The sequence below is a fragment of the Pantoea sp. M_9 genome, from assembly GCF_008631385.1.
GTDB classification, from domain to species: Bacteria; Pseudomonadota; Gammaproteobacteria; order Enterobacterales; family Enterobacteriaceae; genus Pantoea; species Pantoea eucrina.
Genome location: NZ_VWUF01000007.1, coordinates 97,939 through 113,963 on the forward strand (window position 1 = coordinate 97,939; position 16,025 = coordinate 113,963).

The window sequence follows — 16,025 nt, forward strand, 5'->3', positions numbered from 1 at the left end:
CGCGGCCGCCCTGCGCGATTACCGGGCTGCCAGCAGCTCCCGGCTATATTTAAATAGTTCCGAATCGGAACGGACGCCGAGCTTTTTCAGCGCCGACTGCTTCTGTCCGCTTACCGTCTTCCGGCTTCGTCTGAACTTGGCCGCAATCTGTGAAACGCTCATGCCATCAAGAAAGCAGCGGATCACTTCTGCTTCACGCGGGCTTAATAATCTTATTCTTTCGTTAAGAACCGGCTTACAGCTGATACCAAAATCATCGTCCGCCTTTTTTCCGGAAATGGCATACAGCGTCTGGATCTCTTCAGCAAGGTGCGTGGCTAAAAACAGGTTATTCTCAGCAACGGATCTGACCGCTGCCAGCACCTCTTCAAAGGGATGGCTTTTACCGATAAACCCGTTTACGCCGGCCCGGAGTACCATTCTTGTTACCGCCGGGCTTTCGGCAGAGGTTAAAACCAGCATTTTCTGCATCGGGTAGTGATTACGTATTTGCTTTATTAGCGTCAGGCCGTCAATTTCACGCTCGCCCAGCAGGAAATCCAGAATCAGAACATCAACACTGTGCGTACTTAACGCGCTGAAAAGCTCGCTGCCGGAAGACCAGGCGGCAACAAGGTGAATATCGGGATGGTTTTTCAGACATAGCTCAAAAACCAGACGAATCATAGGATGACCGTCAAGAACAGCAATACGGACTGGCTGAGTGTTTAAATCCAATCTGCCTCTCCTCTAAAAGTATATGACAGGTAAAAGGGCTATATCGTTTAACCTTTTCAGTTAACTCAGTGGTAATAGCAGGAAAATCACCTTCACAATGTGATTATTCAGGTAATTATATAAAACCGATAAATATAAAATTATTAAGATATAGAACTCACTGCTTCACAAATAAAATAAAGGATAATCCATCCAGAAAAAGAGGCACCCCGGCTGCTGGCTGCCGCTATTTGTGCGGACTGGCGCGCAATATATATCACTCACCCGATCGCGCCATTCAGCTGTTCGCTATGTTTAACAAGCATTATTAATAACATTAAAATAGCGATTAAAATGATAAATTCTCTGCCTGACGCTATCTGAAGACTTATTTCCTGATTACTTTCCCACTATAATATTTAAATCGCAGGCGAGTTGTAATGAAGAGATATTGCCGCGATCTGATAATTACCCGGANGAAAAAGGAATCCATGATGATATATAAAAAGTGCTAAGTCATTAGCCCCGTACTCTGACCCTTTCAGGGCGCGCCGGTCCTTCCCGTGCGTAACGAAGACAAGCTGATACTTCGTACGTAACCCGCCGCCCTGCTTTTTTTGACGTCTCTCACAAGCTCAGCGTCCCCCTCTTCCATCATGCGCGATTACCGTTAGAGTTAACTCATCCGACCACTTTTGAGTACCCGATCATGATCGAGCACTATCCCTGCTTATTTACCCCTCTCGATCTGGGATTTACCCGGTTAAAAAATCGTTTTCTGATGGGCTCAATGCATACCGGACTGGAGGAGCACCCTGACGGTGCGGAGCGACTGGCGGCTTTTTATGCTGAGCGCGCACGCGAGGGCGTGGCGCTGATTGTAACCGGCGGCGTTGCGCCGAATGCGCAGGGTGTGGTGGCTCAGGGTGGTGCGATGCTGACCGATGAAAGTCAGTGCGGCTGGCATCGTCAGATCACGACGGCGGTCCATGCGCAGGGCGGAAAAATCGCGCTGCAGATCCTGCACGCCGGACGCTACAGCTATCAGCGTGCGCTGGTAGGCCCTTCCGCACTCCAGGCGCCTATTAATCCTTTTACTCCGCATGCGCTGAGCGAAGCCGAAATTGAACAGACGATTGCCGATTTTGCCCGCTGCGCCCGTCTGGCACAGCAGGCGGGCTATGATGGCGTAGAGATCATGGGCTCCGAGGGGTATCTGATTAATCAGTTTCTGACGGCGCAGACTAACCAGCGCACTGACGCCTGGGGAGGCGATGTGCAGCGGCGGCAGCGCTTCGCCCGTGAAGTGACGCAGGCGGTACGCCACGCCACAGGCGAAGACTTTATTGTTATTTTCCGGCTGTCGCTGCTCGACCTGGTGCAGCACGGCAGCACGCTGGACGAAACGCTGATACTGGCTGAAGCGCTGGAAGCGTGTGGCGTGACGCTGTTTAACAGCGGTATTGGCTGGCATGAAGCACGCATCCCGACGATAGCCACCTGTGTCCCGCGAGCCGGCTTTGCATGGGTAACCCGCCACCTGCGCGAACGCGTATCCGTACCGGTGATTGCCACCAATCGGATCAACCACCCTGACGTGGCTGAAGCCCTGCTGCGCGACGGGACTGCTGATATGGTTTCAATGGCACGGCCGTTTCTGGCGGATGCCGCGTTTGTCTCCAAAACGGCGCAGGGTCAGCCTGAAGCTATCAATACCTGTATTGCGTGTAATCAGGCGTGCCTCGATCAGATTTTTGCAGGCAACGTGACATCCTGCCTGGTCAATCCGCGCGCCTGCCACGAAACCCTGATGCCGGTTGTGCCGGCCACGCAGCCGAAGCAGCTGGCTGTGGTTGGTGCCGGTCCGGCAGGTATGGCTTTTGCCCTGCAGGCGGCTCAGCGCGGGCATAAAGTAACGCTCTATGAAGCGGAGGCGGAGATTGGCGGGCAGTTTGGTATCGCCCGACAGATCCCGGGTAAAGAGGAGTTTAGCGAAACCCTGCGCTACTTCCGCCATCAGCTTGCGGCAGCGAAGGTGACGCTGCGGCTTAACCACCGGGTCTGTGCCGAAGAGCTGACAGACGCGGATGAAATTATCATTGCTACCGGCGTAACGCCGCGTCAGCTCTCTATTCCCGGCATCAATCATGCCAGCGTGATCGGCTATCTGGATCTTCTGCGCCATAAAAAACCGGTGGGCCAGCGCATCGCCATTATCGGCGCAGGCGGCATCGGTTTTGATACGGCCGCCTATTTACTCCATTCATCAGAGGATTTTTACCAGCGCTGGGGGATCGATCGCACGCTGCAGGCGCGCGGCGGCGTTGTTCCTGCCCGGCCGCCCTCTCCCGGCCGGCAAATCTGGCTGCTGCAGCGTAAAGGCGGGAAGCCCGGAGCGGGCCTGGCGAAAACCACCGGCTGGATCCACCGCGCCAGCCTGCAGGCGCACGGCGTAGAGATGTGGGGGGATGTGGAATATCTGCGCATTGACGATGCCGGGCTGCATCTGCGTCACCAGGGTAAACCGGTCACGCTGGCCGTGGATAATATTGTGATTTGCGCCGGTCAGGAGCCGCTGCGCCTGCTGGCTGACGAGCTTGCCGCACGCGGCAAACCGGTGCGGGTGATCGGCGGCGCAGATGTGGCGCAGGAGCTGGACGCGCGGCGGGCTATTGCACAGGCGACCGCGCTGGCGCTGAGTCTGTGATCAGCGTAGTTTGACCGCGCGCAGCACCACAAACTTGGCGCTGGACGCCACCAGTTCGCAGTTACCAAACAGCTTCTTCATCTTCTGGTGATAGCCGAGGTGCCGGTTGCCCACGATGCGCAGCTCACCGCCATACTGCAGGCAGCGCTTTGCGTCGCGCAGCATCTGCCACGCCAGGTGATCGGTAACCGCATGCTGCTGGTGAAACGGCGGATTGCACAACACCGCATGCAGCCGGTCGGAGGGAAAACCGCTCAGCACATTATTAACGCGGAACTGACAGCGCGACAGATCCTGCGGGCGGTTAACACTGACGTTCAGCTCGCTGGATGCGACCGCCATATAAGATTCATCATAAAACAGCACCTCAGCCTGCGGATTCTGCTCCAGTGCCATTAAGCCAATCACGCCGTTGCCGCAGCCGAGATCCATGATTTCGCCTTCAATATTGTGTGGTAAATGCTGCATAAACAGCCGCGCACCAATATCCAGCGAGGAGCGTGAAAAGACGTTGGCGTGGTTATGGATCTGGTAAGGCGTCTCATCAAGTGGCCAGACGGTAGTTTCTGCCGCCTCAGCCAGCGCTGGCGCGCTGTAACGGCTGTAGATCAGACGCGCTTTTTTCCAGGCGAGCGACGTTTTGCTCTCACCCAGAATTCGCTCAAACAGCTGCAGGGTGGAGTTATGAATATCTTTCGCTTTGGCTGCCGCCAGAATCAGCGTCTCTGGCGTGGCCACGCTGCGCAGCGCGCGCAGCTGATGCTCCAGCAGCGCCAGCGCTTTGGGAATTTTGATTAAGACAGCCGCGGGCGCCGCAGGCAGCGCGCTCAGGCTGTCAATAAAGTGAATGCGATCGTCAGACAAACCATTTAAGCGCAGATTCTGCCTGGCTGCCTGCTGGCTCAGCCAGGAGTCGCTGACGTGCCAGATCTCCCGATCCTGCAGGCCACAGGTTAATGCCCCAAAGCTGTCATTGAACACCAGCACCGGACCTTCCGGCAGCGTCTGCTGCAGCAGATATTCATCGGCGGCATCCCACGCCTGTAACGGGCTCTCTTCGCGCATCGGCGGAAAGCGCTCCAGCGTAAGGGTGCTATGGGTCAGTTCAAGTTGGCTCATGGGATCTCCGGCGTGGTACACTTTGCGCAATTTTCGCCCTGAAAAGGGGGGCGCAGTATACTGTCTTTCGTCAGGAATCCCAATGTCATTAATTTATCTGCAGGGTTACCCTGAAAATATCCTCGAACAGGTGCAAATGCTGATTGATCATCAGCGATTAGGCGCGTTCCTGCAGCAGCGCTATCCTGAGACGCATGATGTGGTCAGCGATCGCGCGCTGTATGACTACACGCAGGCGATAAAAAATCGCTATATGCGCAGCGCACCGCCGGTAAGCAAAATCCTCTGGGATAATAAAATCAAAGTGATGAAGCATGCGCTGGGGCTGCACACGGCCATTTCCCGCGTACAGGGCGGCAACCTGAAAGCCAAAGCGGAGATCCGCATCTCCACCTTTTTCCGCCTTGCTCCTGAGCCTTTCCTGCGCATGATTGTGGTGCACGAACTTGCCCATCTCAAAGAGAAAGAGCACAGCAAAGCGTTCTATCAGCTCTGCTGCCATATGGAGCCTGATTATCATCAGCTGGAGTTTGACGCGCGCCTGTGGATGACCGATCAGGCGATGCGCGGCAACGCGGCTTAAAGAAACTCCTGCGCTTTCTGAATCAGACTGGTTTTGGTCAGAGCGCCCATAAAACGACGCTCCTGCGGATTATTCAGCACCGGCAGCCGCTCGAGCGTCACGCGTGAAAACGCCTCCCACCCTTCGCGCATGCTCTGTCCCTGAAAAATGCAGGGAAAGTTGCTATCCATAACGGTACTGACCGGCGAGTCCAGGGTGATCTCCTGCGCCAGTACCTTGCGTGAGATCTCGTGAATGGAGACCACGCCCAGAAACTGCTCCGCCTGATTCAGTACATAAACATAGCGTTCACGCTTCAGCGAGCTGACCGCCAGCGCCTGTCCGACCGACTCTTCCGGCTGCAGCGCTGCACCAGGAATAATCAGTTGATCGACTCGCATATGGTCAAAATCATACCAGGCTTCAGAACGGCTCAGGTGATGGCTGACCACCGGATAGGTGCTGGCGGACTGCAGGCGATAGACCACCATCGAAGCCAGCACCGAGGCGATCATCAGCGGAAACAGCAGGCTGCTGTTAAGCGTCATCTCCAGCACCATCAGCATCGCCATCAGCGGAGCCTGACTGACAGCGGCCAGCACGGCGGCCATGCCTATTGCTGCATAGAGCAGCGTGTCGCCTACCGGCAGCTGCAGCGCGGCTGCGCTCTGCGCCAGAATTACCCCGAGCAGGGCGCCAATCAGCAGCGAGGGCGTAAACAGTCCGCCGACGGCATTTGAGCCTACGGAGAGGGTTGTCGCCAGCGTTTTGAGCAGCAGCAGCAGCAGCAGTCCGGTGATGACATAGTGCCCCTCAATGATCTTCACAATCACTTCATAGCCATTGCCGAGAATATCCGTGGAGAGCAGCGCCAGCAGGCCGACAGCGACGCCTCCTGCGCCAAGCCGCAGCGGCAGCGATCGCACACGGCTGAATAGCCGCCGGCTGCGGCCAATCAGCGCGATCAGCAGCCAGCCGGCAACGCCCGCGACCAGACCAATCAGCACTGTCATCAGCAGGCTCACCCCATCCATCTGAAACAGCGTATCGGCAAGCGGATAAAGCGCATTGCGAAAACCCAGCGCCCACATGGTCATCACCGCCACCGCAGAGGCCACAATCAGCGGGATCAGTCGCTGCAGGGCTGAAATACCAAAAGCAATTTCAGCAACAAATATGGCCGAAGCAAGCGGCGCGTGGTAAACCGAGGAGAGGCCCGCCGCCGCCGCCATGGCCACAATGTCGCTGTTGCGCAGATTGAGCGATGCCGGCAGCCAGCGTCCCAGCAGACTGCCGCTGAGCGCTGAGAGTTGTACCATCGGCCCCTCTTTACCGATTGAAGCGCCGCTGCCAATGCTGGCGATTGAAGAGAGCGCGCGAAACAGTGAGGTGCGCGTCGGCACGGCATCCAGCCTGGCGTTAATCACTTCCAGGTAGTCTGTTTTTACCGTTTGCTGCTGCTCAATTGCGACGGCATAGCGCAGGAACCAGCCCGCCAGCACGCCCCCGCCGCCCACCAGCAGCGGCCAGAAGATCCATGGCCAGACGTGCATCGCCACGGTGATCTCATGGTCACTGTTAAACAGCAGCTGGTTAATCACATCGATGATGCCACGAAACGCCAGCGTCACCAGCGAGGCTATCAGCCCTACCGGAATGGCGATCAGCAGCGTGGTCCAGTTTAATGCATGTTTGCTTCCGCTCACCCGGCTCTCCCGTTCGCAGGCTTTCAGACACAGGGCTCACTATATTGGAATGCGGATCGCAGGATCAAATAGTGCCGGCAGGTTTCCTGCCGCCGCGTGCTACCCTGCGGCTTTATTTAGTCAGGAGAGCAGACCTGTGATTCGCTTTGCGATTGTCGGCACCAACTGGATTACCCGTCAGTTTATTGACGCGGCACATGAGAGCGGCAGGTTTAGGCTCAGCGCAGTCTATTCACGTAGCCAGCAGCAGGCTGACGCCTTTGCCGCAGATTACGCCTGCCCGCTGACGTTCACCTCACTGGAGGCTCTGGCGGCATGCCCGGATATCAACGCGGTCTATATCGCCAGTCCGAATGCACTGCACTGCGAACAGGCGCTGCTGTTTATGGCTCACGGTAAGCATGTGATCTGCGAGAAACCGCTGGCCTCCACGCTGCGTGAAGCCGAAGCGATGATCGCCTGCGCACAACAGCATCAGGTTGTGCTGTTTGAAGCGTTTAAAACCGCCAGCCTGCCTAATTTTCTGCAGCTGCAGCGCACCCTGCCGCAGCTGGGCACGCTGCGTAAGGCGCTGTTCAGCTACTGTCAGTACTCTTCCCGTTACCCGCGCTATCTTGCCGGTGAAAACCCGAATACGTTTGACCCGCGCTGGTCCAATGGCTCCATCATGGATATTGGCTATTACTGCCTCGCTGCTGCCGTCACGCTGTGGGGTGCGCCGCAGCGCGTTACGGCTGAAGCCACGCTGCTGGCGAGCGGCACAGATGCGCACGGCACCGTGATACTTCACTATGGCGAGTTTGACGTCACTCTGCTGCACTCCAAAGTCAGCAACTCCGCTATTCCGAGTGAAATTCAGGGAGAAGAGGGTTCGCTGCTCATTGAGAAACTGGCAGAGTGCCGGCAGCTGCGGCTACTGCCACGCAGCGGTGCTGAGCAGAATCTGACGCAGCCGCAGCACAGCAATACGATGCGCTACGAAGCAGAGGTGTTTGCCAGCCTGGTGGAAACGCAGCAGACCGCACACCCTGGCCTCGAAATTTCGCGGCTGACAGCAGCACTGCTGACCACCATCCGCCAGCAGACCGGCGTGGTATTTCCCGCCGATCGCCAGGAAGTGTAAATATTGCTAAATATGACTGGTCCTGCATTGCATCGGAGAGCGGCTGCGCTATTTTTCTCTAAGCAAAGGGGAGTAACTTGTCAGCTGATTGATCGTCATTACGATGTGTAGCGCATCCGGTCGTCAGGCAACCCGGAAGTGATTCTGTGTTGTAAGTGAGACCTTGCCGGAAGGCGAGGAGCGCTTGCAGCGTAATGAAAGCGGCTTACGTCTTCTGACGGAGCCGTTTTTTTTAACTTTCGCACAGGACACCATTATGCAATCGATAGGCACACCGTTACTCTGGGGCAGCTTTACCGTTGTTGTGCTGATTATGCTGGTGATCGATCTGCTGCTGCAGGGCCGGCGCGGCGCGCAAACTATGTCGTTCAGGCAGGCGGCTATCTGGTCGCTGATCTGGGTTTCCGTTTCACTGCTGTTTGCTGCCGCTTTCTGGTGGTATCTCGATACGCACGCCGGGCGCGAGGTTGCCACTACGCAGACGCTCGCTTTCCTGACCGGATACGTGCTAGAAAAAGCGCTGGCAGTGGATAACGTCTTTGTCTGGCTGATGCTGTTCAGCTACTTCGCTATTCCGCCCCAGCTGCAGAGGCGCGTACTGATTTACGGCGTGCTGGGTGCCATTGTCTTGCGTACCATCATGATTTTCGCCGGCAGCTGGCTGGTCATGCAGTTCAGCTGGATCCTCTATATTTTTGGTGCCTTTCTGCTGTTTACCGGCATTAAGATGGCGCTGGCGCGTGAGGATGACACGGCCGTGGGTGATAAACCGGTGGTGCGCTGGCTGCGTCAGCATCTGCGCATGACCGATTCGCTGGAGGGTGAGAAATTTTTTATTCGCCGTAACGGCGTACTGTTTGCCACCCCGCTGCTGCTGGTTCTGATCATGGTGGAGCTCAGCGATGTGATTTTTGCTGTCGACAGTATTCCGGCTATTTTTGCGGTAACCACCGATCCCTTTATTGTGCTGACCTCTAACCTGTTTGCCATACTCGGCCTGCGCGCCATGTATTTCCTGCTGTCAAATGTGGCTGAGCGCTTCTCTATGCTGAAATATGGTCTGGCTATCGTGCTGGTGTTTATCGGTATCAAAATGCTGATCGTCGAGTTCTACCACATTCCGGTCGCTGTCTCACTCAGCGTCGTGGGCATTATTCTGGGTGGAACGCTGCTGATTAACGCCTGGGTTAACCGCCGAAATGACCGCCGGCGCATCTCACCATAATCTTCTGCAGGGGCGTAAATCGCCCCTGCTTTATTTTGCCTCAATGAGACTTTCCCTTTTTTATCCCTGTCACACTTCCTCTGTTTAGCAGATTGAAAAATCGATCCCGCACGCAAAGCCGGAATTATCGCTTTTCTCACCAGCACTTTTCCTTATACTCCGCCGGGCAAACCCTCTGGCGCGGAATAAACGCGCACCACACTCATGACCGATAGTAAAAGATCACGATATGCAAAATAACCTTTCCAGAGTGGCAGGCGTGCTGTTTAAAGGCAGCCTGGTCAAACAAATCATGGTGGGCCTGGTGGCTGGCGTAGCGCTGGCGTGGCTGTCACGCGATGCTGCATTGGCCGCCGGCCTGCTGGGTGAACTCTTCGTCCGGGCGCTGAAAGCCGTTGCGCCGCTGCTGGTTCTGGTGCTGGTCATCGCGTCCATTGCTAACCATCAGCAGGGACAGAAAACCAATATCCGTCCCATCATTATGCTTTATCTGCTCAGCACCCTGTTTGCCGCGATGGTTGCGGTGATTTTCAGCCATCTCTTTCCGCAGACGCTGTCACTCGTTGCAGGCGACACGACAATTACGCCGCCTTCCGGGATCACCGAGGTGCTGCATGGCCTGCTGATGAGCATGGTGGCTAATCCGTTTGACGCGCTGATGAATGCGAACTACATCGGCATTCTGGTCTGGGCGCTGGGCCTTGGCCTGGCATTCCGTCATGCCAGTCCCGGTACCAAAGATTTTTTAAATGACGCTTCACACGCGGCAACGTGGGTCGTGCGCTGCGTGATCCGCTGCGCGCCGCTGGGTATCTTTGGTCTGGTTGCCTCCATTCTGGCCTCTACCGGCTTTGGGGCGCTGTGGGAATATGGCAGCCTGCTGGTCCTGCTGATTGGCTGCATGCTGTTCATGGCACTGATTGTGAACCCGCTGCTGGTGTATCAGAAAATCCGGCGCAATCCCTATCCACTGGTATTTACCTGCATTCGTGAAAGCGGCGTGACGGCTTTCTTTACCCGCAGCTCGGCCGCCAATATCCCGGTGAACATGGCGCTGGCAAAGCGACTCAACCTTGATGAAGACACCTACTCTGTGTCAATTCCGCTGGGTGCCACCATCAGCATGGCGGGCGCATCTATTACGATTACCGTACTGACGCTGGCTGCGGTGCATACGCTGGGCATCAATGTCGATGTACCGACAGCGATTCTGTTAAGCCTGGTCGCCACGCTGTGCGCCTGTGGTGCCTCCGGCGTAGCGGGTGGCTCACTGCTGTTAATCCCGGTAGCCTGCAATATGTTCGGCATTCCCAACGACCTGGCAATGCAGGTGGTGGCCGTTGGATTTATTATCGGTGTGCTGCAGGACTCAGCGGAAACGGCCCTGAACTCCTCAACCGACATTCTGTTCACTGCGGCTGTCTGCCAGGCAGAAGCGGAACGCCAGCCCGGCACCGCGGCCTGACCTCTTCTCTGCGGCGCACATTGTGCGCCGCGCGCTTTCATACCCGCTGTGCTGCCATCCTTCCCTTCTGCCTCATGTAACAAACTGCTGCCATAAACTGGCAATGTTGCCATATCTGGAAAATACTAAGCGGTGGCGGCGCAACGTTACGCTAAATCACACAGCCTCTGACCGTAAGTGCAACTTGTTTGCCGCAAGCTGGTTAATTAAGCCGAACCGCGTAAAAACGGCTGCATCTGTACATTCTCAACCTGCAGCTGGGGTCAGATAATCTGCAATAGTGTCAGCTCGTGTAAAGCTCCTTTTACTCCTGACAGCAAAGGGTAAAACTCCACTACAACGGACATAATGCACTGTCTGAATTAGGGAGTATTTGTTACAGTTATCGCCCTTTTTTTACCGTTTGCGACAAGGGCGTCAGAAAGTCGCTAATTTAACACGCATAGCCGTATGGATACGGACCCCTGCGCAGGTGGCATACCCAAAATGTATAACTCACCTCTGCCTGCGCTTTAGCCCTGATGGGCTCGTTTAACAATGATGTTCGGGAAAGATTGATGGATATTTTGAAAGCACTGCTGCATGCCCTGTGGCAGCAGGATTATGAGATGCTCTCTGACCCCACGCTGGTGTGGGCGATCTACGGCTTACTGTTCATGATCCTGTTTCTTGAAAATGGCCTGCTTCCTGCCGCCTTCCTGCCTGGTGACAGTCTGCTGATCCTTGTCGGCGTGCTGATTGCCAAAGGTACAATGAGTTTTCCCCTGACGCTGCTGGTTCTTACTACAGGTGCCAGCCTCGGCTGCTGGGTAAGTTATATCCAGGGGCGATGGCTGGGTAATACCCCTACAGTACAGAAATGGCTTTCACACCTGCCGGCACAATATCACCAGCGCGCCCATAGCCTGTTCCACCGTCACGGTCTTTCTGCCCTGTTGATTGGGCGTTTTATTGCGTTTGTACGCACGCTGCTGCCCACCATTGCAGGGTTATCTGGCCTGAGCAATGCGCGCTTTCAGTTCTTTAACTGGATGAGTGGCTTCCTGTGGGTACTGATCCTGACCGTACTTGGTTTTGCACTGGGAAAAACGCCGCTGTTTCGCCGTTACGAAGATGAGCTGATGTTTTTTCTGATGATGCTGCCGCTGGCGCTGCTGGTCATCGGCCTGGTCGGCTCACTGGTCGTGCTGTGGCGTAAGCGTCAGGCAGGACAAAACGGGAAAGCGCAGTAATGAAAACAGGACGTCTCTTTACCCGACCGCTGCTGCCGTGGCTGTGCGGCGGCCTGCTGCTGCTGCTCGCGGCCGGTGCCGCTCCGCTGCTGTGGCAGCATGAAACCGTGGTGCAAATTCGCGTGGCGCATAGCGGCACTAATCTGCCGGATGGCTTTTATCTTTATCAGCAGCTCTCCGCCCAGGGCGTGCGCATTAAAAGTATTACGCCGGCAGGCGATGCGCTGGTGATCCACTTTGAAGATGAAGAACAGAGTCTGGCGGCGCAGAAGGTATTGCGCCGCTTATTACCACAAGGTTTTGTTGTGGCCGCCGGCCCGCAGGCTTCACAGCAACCACGCGACGCCAATCCCCCGACCTACAGTTAATCCGATCGTCTGACCTGCGGTCAGACGATACTTTTTCTCCGCTATCTCTTCGTCTTTTTTGAATTTTTGCCCCGGCTGACTATGCTTAACGTTAGCACAAGCCGACGCGACGCCGGGATACGCTCCTGTCTGGCAGGCGGCAGTTCATCAACAATGGAAGGTGTGAACGTGATGAAACAACTTCTTCTGGGTGCCATGCTTATCTCCTGCTCTGGCTCTCTGCTGGCGGCAGAGTCGCTGTGTCAGCAAAAAGAGCGCGATATCCGGCATGAGATTGCAATGGCAAAACAGCACGATAATCAGCGCCGGGTAAACGGACTGGAGCGGGCGCTGACAGAAGTTCGCGCCAGCTGCAGCGATCGTCAGCTGAAATCAGCGCACACAGAGCGTCTGAAGTCGCAGCAGAACAAGGTGGCCGAGCGCGAGCAGGAGCTGAAGAAAGCGCGCGATGACAGGGATGACAAAGACAAAATTGAAAAACGTGAACGCAAGCTGGATGAGGCACGGCAGGAGCTGAAAAAGCTGGCTGCAGAGCCTTACTAATCGGACATAAATAATTGAAGTAATGGAGAACTCTCATGGCTAAAGACACCACATCTGAACATCTGCGCGCCGAACTGAAAAATCTGGCCGACACCCTGGAAGAAGTATTAAGCAGCTCTGCCGATAAATCCCGCAGCGAGCTGGATCGCCTGCGTCATAAAGCGCGCGGCGCACTGGAAAGTTCACGCGAGCGCCTGGGCGATTCCGGTGAGCGTATTGCCAAATCCACGCGCGAAGCCGCAGAGAAAGCGGAAGATTATGTGCGTGAGAATCCGTGGCACGGCGTTGGCGTTGGCGCAGCCGTGGGCGTGCTGATTGGCATTCTGATTTCGCGTCGTTGATATGAACGATTCTCAGCAAAGCCACGGCCCGGGCAAAGGGGTCTTTAACATCGGTCAGCGCGTGGTGACTACGCTGGTCAGTATGGTCGAGACGCGTGTCCGGCTGGCCGTTGTTGAGCTGGAAGAAGAGAAAGCCAATCTGATCCAGATGCTGATCATGATTGGCCTGACCATGTTGTTTACGGCATTTGGGCTGATGAGCCTGATGGTGTTGATCATCTGGGCGGTTGATGCGCAATACCGGCTGATGGCAATCGGCGTGACCACAGGCGTACTGTTTTTGCTGGCGCTGATTTTTGGTCTGTGGACGCTGCGTAAATCGCGTCAGTCGACGCTGCTGCGTCATACCCGTAAAGAGCTCGATTCCGATCGTAAATTACTGGAGGAGGACCGCTCATGAGCAGTCGCTATGAACGCGAAGCCCGCATTCATGAACTCCTTAATACGGTTCAGCAGCAGCGGCTCGATTTAAGCGCAGCAGGACGTGACTGGCTGGAAAATACCGCCCGCTACGATCGCGGCTGGCTGACGCTGGTCAGCTGTCGCCGCTATCTGGCGATAGGCAGCAGCGCGCTGGCTATCTGGTCAGTGCGCAGCCCCAACCGGCTGCTGCGCCTCGTTAAACGCGGCTTCGGCCTGTGGAGCACCTGGCGTATGATTAAATCATCCATGCCGGGGCGCTAACCGCTCTATAAAAAACCGGACCAGCAGGTCCGGTTTTTTTTCGTCAGAATTCCTGAATAACTTCGACAGTTTATCTTGCTTACAACCCTTTCGCGCCGCGATTATTATCTCTCTCCATCAGCCCGGTGAACGTTTATCTGCGTTGCAGCGGGAAATTAACGGACAGGTTTTCAGCCTGCCACAAAATTACGCTGGAGTAGATGATGAAAAAATTCGAAGATGCAGGACTGTTAGCCGCGCGTGTACTGATGACTATTCTGTTTATTACGGCCGGCTGGGGCAAAATTACCGCTTATGCCGGCACTGAGCAGTATATGCAGGCCATGGGCGTGCCAGGCTTTATGCTGCCGCTGGTGATCCTGCTGGAACTGGGTGGCGGCCTGGCTATTCTGTTTGGTTTCCTGACGCGCTTTACCGCGCTGTTTACCGCAGGCTTTACTCTGCTGACCGCGTTTCTGTTTCACAGCAACTTTGCAGAAGGCGTAAACCAGCTGATGTTTATGAAAAACCTCAGTATTGCTGGCGGTTTCCTGGTTCTGGGTCTGGTGGGACCAGGCGCCTGGAGTATTGATCGCCTGATCCGCCAGCGCATGGCGCCCGCCGCCGCCCGTTAAGCGCGCAGGCAGCTTACAGCAGATATACTGAATACAGGGGCAGAGGATCATCCTCGCCCCTTTTTTCTATGGAGGGCATATGGGACAGCTGATTGAGGGTGTCTGGCACGATACCTGGTACGATACAAAGTCAACCGGAGGGCGTTTCAAACGCTCAGAGTCAGCGTGGCGTAACTGGATCACGCCTGATGGCAGCGCCGGCCCTGACGGTAAGCCCGGCTTTGCGGCAGAGCGCGATCGCTATCACCTGTACGTTTCACTTGCCTGCCCGTGGGCGCATCGCACGCTGCTGATGCGCAAGCTTAAAGGGCTGGAAGAGATGATATCGGTTTCCGTGGTTCATCCGCTGATGCTGGAGAACGGCTGGACGTTTGATGACAGCTTCCCGGAGGCAACCGGCGACACGCTGTATCAGCATGAGTTTCTCTACCAGCTCTATCTGCATGCCGATCCGCACTACAGCGGCCGCGTGACCGTACCGGTGCTGTGGGACAAGCAGCAGCACACCATTGTCAGCAATGAGTCGGCCGACATTATCCGCATGCTCAACAGCGCATTTGATGCACAGGGCGCACGAGCCGGCGACTACTATCCTGCCGATCTGCGCGATAAGATCGATGAACTTAACGGCTGGATTTACGATACGGTCAATAATGGCGTCTATAAGAGTGGTTTTGCTACTTCTCAGGCCGCTTACGATGAAGCCGTTACCGCCCTGTTTCATTCGCTGGCGCGGCTGGAGCAGATCCTGGGACAGCATCGCTATCTCACCGGCGATCGCCTGACTGAAGCCGATCTGCGCCTGTGGACCACGCTGGTACGCTTTGACCCGGTGTATGTCACCCACTTCAAATGCGACAGGCACCGCATCAGTGACTATCGCAATCTGAATGGCTTTCTGCGCGATATTTATCAGATGCCTGGTATTGCAGAGACGGTGAATCTGCCGCAGATCCGCCATCACTATTATTGCAGCCATAAGACCATCAACCCGAATGGCGTGATTTCGCTCGGTCCGGCATTTGACTGGGATGAACCCCACGGCCGCGGTTAATCGGGTGCAAAACGGGCGCCATTAATGGCGCCCTGTGAACAACCGCGAACCGAATACCCGCACACGAAACGGGCGCCATTAATGGCGCCCCTACGATCATTCGTAGGGGCCGCAGAGAGAAACGGAAATACCTGCACTCGCGGCTCGCAAAACAAAAAGCCCCGCCGAGGCGGGGCTTTTCATTTGAAAAGTCGAAACTGACCGATAAGCCGGGTTCTGTCGTGGACAGTCATTCATCTAGGCCAGCAATCGCTCACTGGCTCAAGCAGCCTACCCGGGTTCAGTACGGGCCGTACCATGTGAACCCCTATTTGGCCTTGCTCCGGGTGGAGTTTACCGTGCCACGAACTGTTGCCAGCCGCGCGGTGCGCTCTTACCGCACCCTTTCACCCTTACCTGATCCCGTTTCCGGGCCATCGGCGGTTTGCTCTCTGTTGCACTGGTCGTAGGCTTGCGCCCCCCAGGCGTTACCTGGCACCCTGCCCTGTGGAGCCCGGACTTTCCTCCCCTCTGCCTGTCTCCCCCGAAAGGGACGACGACAAAGCGGCGACTGTCTGGTCAGCTTCGGCGCAGGATGATAGGCGAT

At 55.9% G+C, this 16,025-nt stretch carries 16 protein-coding genes and 1 other RNA gene; 13 read left to right on the forward strand and 4 right to left on the reverse strand.

The window, feature by feature from the left end; genetic code table 11:
* Positions 1 to 18 precede the first annotated feature (18 nt).
* Positions 19 to 717, reverse strand: coding sequence for a response regulator transcription factor (locus tag F3I15_RS11905; protein WP_223810710.1), 699 nt, complete (start codon positions 715 to 717; stop codon positions 19 to 21).
* 688 nt (positions 718 to 1,405) lie between these two features.
* On the opposite strand from F3I15_RS11905, the gene F3I15_RS11910 reads away from it, so the two are divergent.
* Positions 1,406 to 3,403 carry an NADPH-dependent 2,4-dienoyl-CoA reductase gene (locus F3I15_RS11910; protein ID WP_150018058.1) on the forward strand — a complete coding sequence of 666 codons (1,998 nt, stop codon included), beginning with the start codon at positions 1,406 to 1,408 and terminating at the stop codon, positions 3,401 to 3,403.
* Here F3I15_RS11910 and rlmG read toward each other — a convergent pair whose 3' ends face one another.
* The gene (rlmG, locus tag F3I15_RS11915) at positions 3,404 to 4,522 is read right to left on the reverse strand and encodes a 23S rRNA (guanine(1835)-N(2))-methyltransferase RlmG (protein ID WP_150018059.1); all 1,119 of its coding nucleotides are present in this window, start codon (positions 4,520 to 4,522) and stop codon (positions 3,404 to 3,406) included. It abuts the gene before it with no gap.
* Positions 4,523 to 4,604: 82 nt separating this feature from the next.
* On the opposite strand from rlmG, the gene F3I15_RS11920 reads away from it, so the two are divergent.
* Positions 4,605 to 5,105 carry a M48 family metallopeptidase gene (locus F3I15_RS11920; RefSeq protein WP_150018060.1) on the forward strand — a complete coding sequence of 167 codons (501 nt, stop codon included), beginning with the start codon at positions 4,605 to 4,607 and terminating at the stop codon, positions 5,103 to 5,105.
* Here F3I15_RS11920 and F3I15_RS11925 read toward each other — a convergent pair.
* Entirely contained in the window at positions 5,102 to 6,790 is a 1,689-nt protein-coding gene (locus tag F3I15_RS11925; protein WP_150018061.1) for a chloride channel protein, read from the reverse strand. The genes F3I15_RS11920 and F3I15_RS11925 overlap by 4 nt on opposite strands.
* 136 nt (positions 6,791 to 6,926) lie before the next feature.
* Between F3I15_RS11925 and F3I15_RS11930 the strand changes: the two genes are divergently transcribed.
* From F3I15_RS11930 to F3I15_RS11980, 11 genes are all read left to right on the forward strand, one after another.
* Complete coding sequence (locus tag F3I15_RS11930) at positions 6,927 to 7,913, forward strand: Gfo/Idh/MocA family protein (protein ID WP_150018062.1); 987 nt, start codon at positions 6,927 to 6,929, stop codon at positions 7,911 to 7,913.
* A 256-nt stretch (positions 7,914 to 8,169) separates the two neighbouring features.
* A complete protein-coding gene (locus F3I15_RS11935) occupies positions 8,170 to 9,138 on the forward strand; it encodes a TerC family protein (RefSeq protein ID WP_150018063.1) in 969 nt (322 codons plus the stop codon).
* 229 nt (positions 9,139 to 9,367) lie between these two features.
* Positions 9,368 to 10,603 carry a serine/threonine transporter SstT gene (gene sstT / locus F3I15_RS11940; RefSeq protein WP_150018064.1) on the forward strand — a complete coding sequence of 412 codons (1,236 nt, stop codon included), beginning with the start codon at positions 9,368 to 9,370 and terminating at the stop codon, positions 10,601 to 10,603.
* Between the two features lie 557 nt (positions 10,604 to 11,160).
* Positions 11,161 to 11,835 carry a DedA family protein gene (locus F3I15_RS11945; protein WP_150018065.1) on the forward strand — a complete coding sequence of 225 codons (675 nt, stop codon included), beginning with the start codon at positions 11,161 to 11,163 and terminating at the stop codon, positions 11,833 to 11,835.
* Positions 11,835 to 12,203, forward strand: coding sequence for an EnvZ/OmpR regulon moderator MzrA (mzrA, locus tag F3I15_RS11950; protein ID WP_094111020.1), 369 nt, complete (start codon positions 11,835 to 11,837; stop codon positions 12,201 to 12,203). The genes F3I15_RS11945 and mzrA overlap by 1 nt, the downstream gene beginning before the upstream one ends.
* A gap of 171 nt (positions 12,204 to 12,374) precedes the next feature.
* A complete protein-coding gene (locus F3I15_RS11955; protein WP_150018066.1) occupies positions 12,375 to 12,746 on the forward strand; it encodes a DUF1090 domain-containing protein in 372 nt (123 codons plus the stop codon).
* A gap of 35 nt (positions 12,747 to 12,781) precedes the next feature.
* Positions 12,782 to 13,087 (forward strand): YqjD family protein, encoded by a 306-nt coding sequence (locus F3I15_RS11960; RefSeq protein WP_039380513.1) that lies wholly within the window; start codon positions 12,782 to 12,784, stop codon positions 13,085 to 13,087.
* A gap of 1 nt (position 13,088) precedes the next feature.
* Positions 13,089 to 13,487, forward strand: a complete 399-nt coding sequence (locus F3I15_RS11965) for a phage holin family protein (protein ID WP_039380515.1) — start codon at positions 13,089 to 13,091, stop codon at positions 13,485 to 13,487.
* Entirely contained in the window at positions 13,484 to 13,771 is a 288-nt protein-coding gene (locus F3I15_RS11970) for a YqjK-like family protein (protein WP_150018067.1), read from the forward strand. The genes F3I15_RS11965 and F3I15_RS11970 overlap by 4 nt, the downstream gene beginning before the upstream one ends.
* 203 nt (positions 13,772 to 13,974) lie before the next feature.
* Positions 13,975 to 14,385 (forward strand): DoxX family protein, encoded by a 411-nt coding sequence (locus F3I15_RS11975; protein ID WP_039380520.1) that lies wholly within the window; start codon positions 13,975 to 13,977, stop codon positions 14,383 to 14,385.
* A gap of 79 nt (positions 14,386 to 14,464) precedes the next feature.
* A complete protein-coding gene (locus F3I15_RS11980; RefSeq protein WP_150018068.1) occupies positions 14,465 to 15,439 on the forward strand; it encodes a glutathione S-transferase family protein in 975 nt (324 codons plus the stop codon).
* Positions 15,440 to 15,628: 189 nt separating this feature from the next.
* On the opposite strand, the gene rnpB is transcribed toward F3I15_RS11980, so the two are convergent.
* Positions 15,629 to 16,005: RNase P RNA component class A (gene rnpB, locus F3I15_RS11985), an RNA gene on the reverse strand.
* Positions 16,006 to 16,025 lie beyond the last annotated feature (20 nt).

Excerpts from the sequence above, each read along its gene's own strand:
- F3I15_RS11965 (WP_039380515.1), top strand. The coding sequence starts at position 13,089 with ATGAACGATTCTCAGCAAAGCCACGGCCCGGGCAAAGGGGTCTTTAAC.
- F3I15_RS11970 (WP_150018067.1), top strand. The coding sequence starts at position 13,484 with ATGAGCAGTCGCTATGAACGCGAAGCCCGCATTCATGAACTCCTTAAT.
- F3I15_RS11945 (WP_150018065.1), top strand. The coding sequence starts at position 11,161 with ATGGATATTTTGAAAGCACTGCTGCATGCCCTGTGGCAGCAGGATTAT.
- F3I15_RS11975 (WP_039380520.1), top strand. The coding sequence starts at position 13,975 with ATGAAAAAATTCGAAGATGCAGGACTGTTAGCCGCGCGTGTACTGATG.
- sstT (WP_150018064.1), top strand. The coding sequence starts at position 9,368 with ATGCAAAATAACCTTTCCAGAGTGGCAGGCGTGCTGTTTAAAGGCAGC.
- F3I15_RS11920 (WP_150018060.1), top strand. The coding sequence starts at position 4,605 with ATGTCATTAATTTATCTGCAGGGTTACCCTGAAAATATCCTCGAACAG.
- F3I15_RS11910 (WP_150018058.1), top strand. The coding sequence starts at position 1,406 with ATGATCGAGCACTATCCCTGCTTATTTACCCCTCTCGATCTGGGATTT.
- F3I15_RS11960 (WP_039380513.1), top strand. The coding sequence starts at position 12,782 with ATGGCTAAAGACACCACATCTGAACATCTGCGCGCCGAACTGAAAAAT.
- rlmG (WP_150018059.1), bottom strand. The coding sequence starts at position 4,522 with ATGAGCCAACTTGAACTGACCCATAGCACCCTTACGCTGGAGCGCTTT.
- mzrA (WP_094111020.1), top strand. The coding sequence starts at position 11,835 with ATGAAAACAGGACGTCTCTTTACCCGACCGCTGCTGCCGTGGCTGTGC.
- F3I15_RS11935 (WP_150018063.1), top strand. The coding sequence starts at position 8,170 with ATGCAATCGATAGGCACACCGTTACTCTGGGGCAGCTTTACCGTTGTT.
- F3I15_RS11955 (WP_150018066.1), top strand. The coding sequence starts at position 12,375 with ATGAAACAACTTCTTCTGGGTGCCATGCTTATCTCCTGCTCTGGCTCT.
- F3I15_RS11980 (WP_150018068.1), top strand. The coding sequence starts at position 14,465 with ATGGGACAGCTGATTGAGGGTGTCTGGCACGATACCTGGTACGATACA.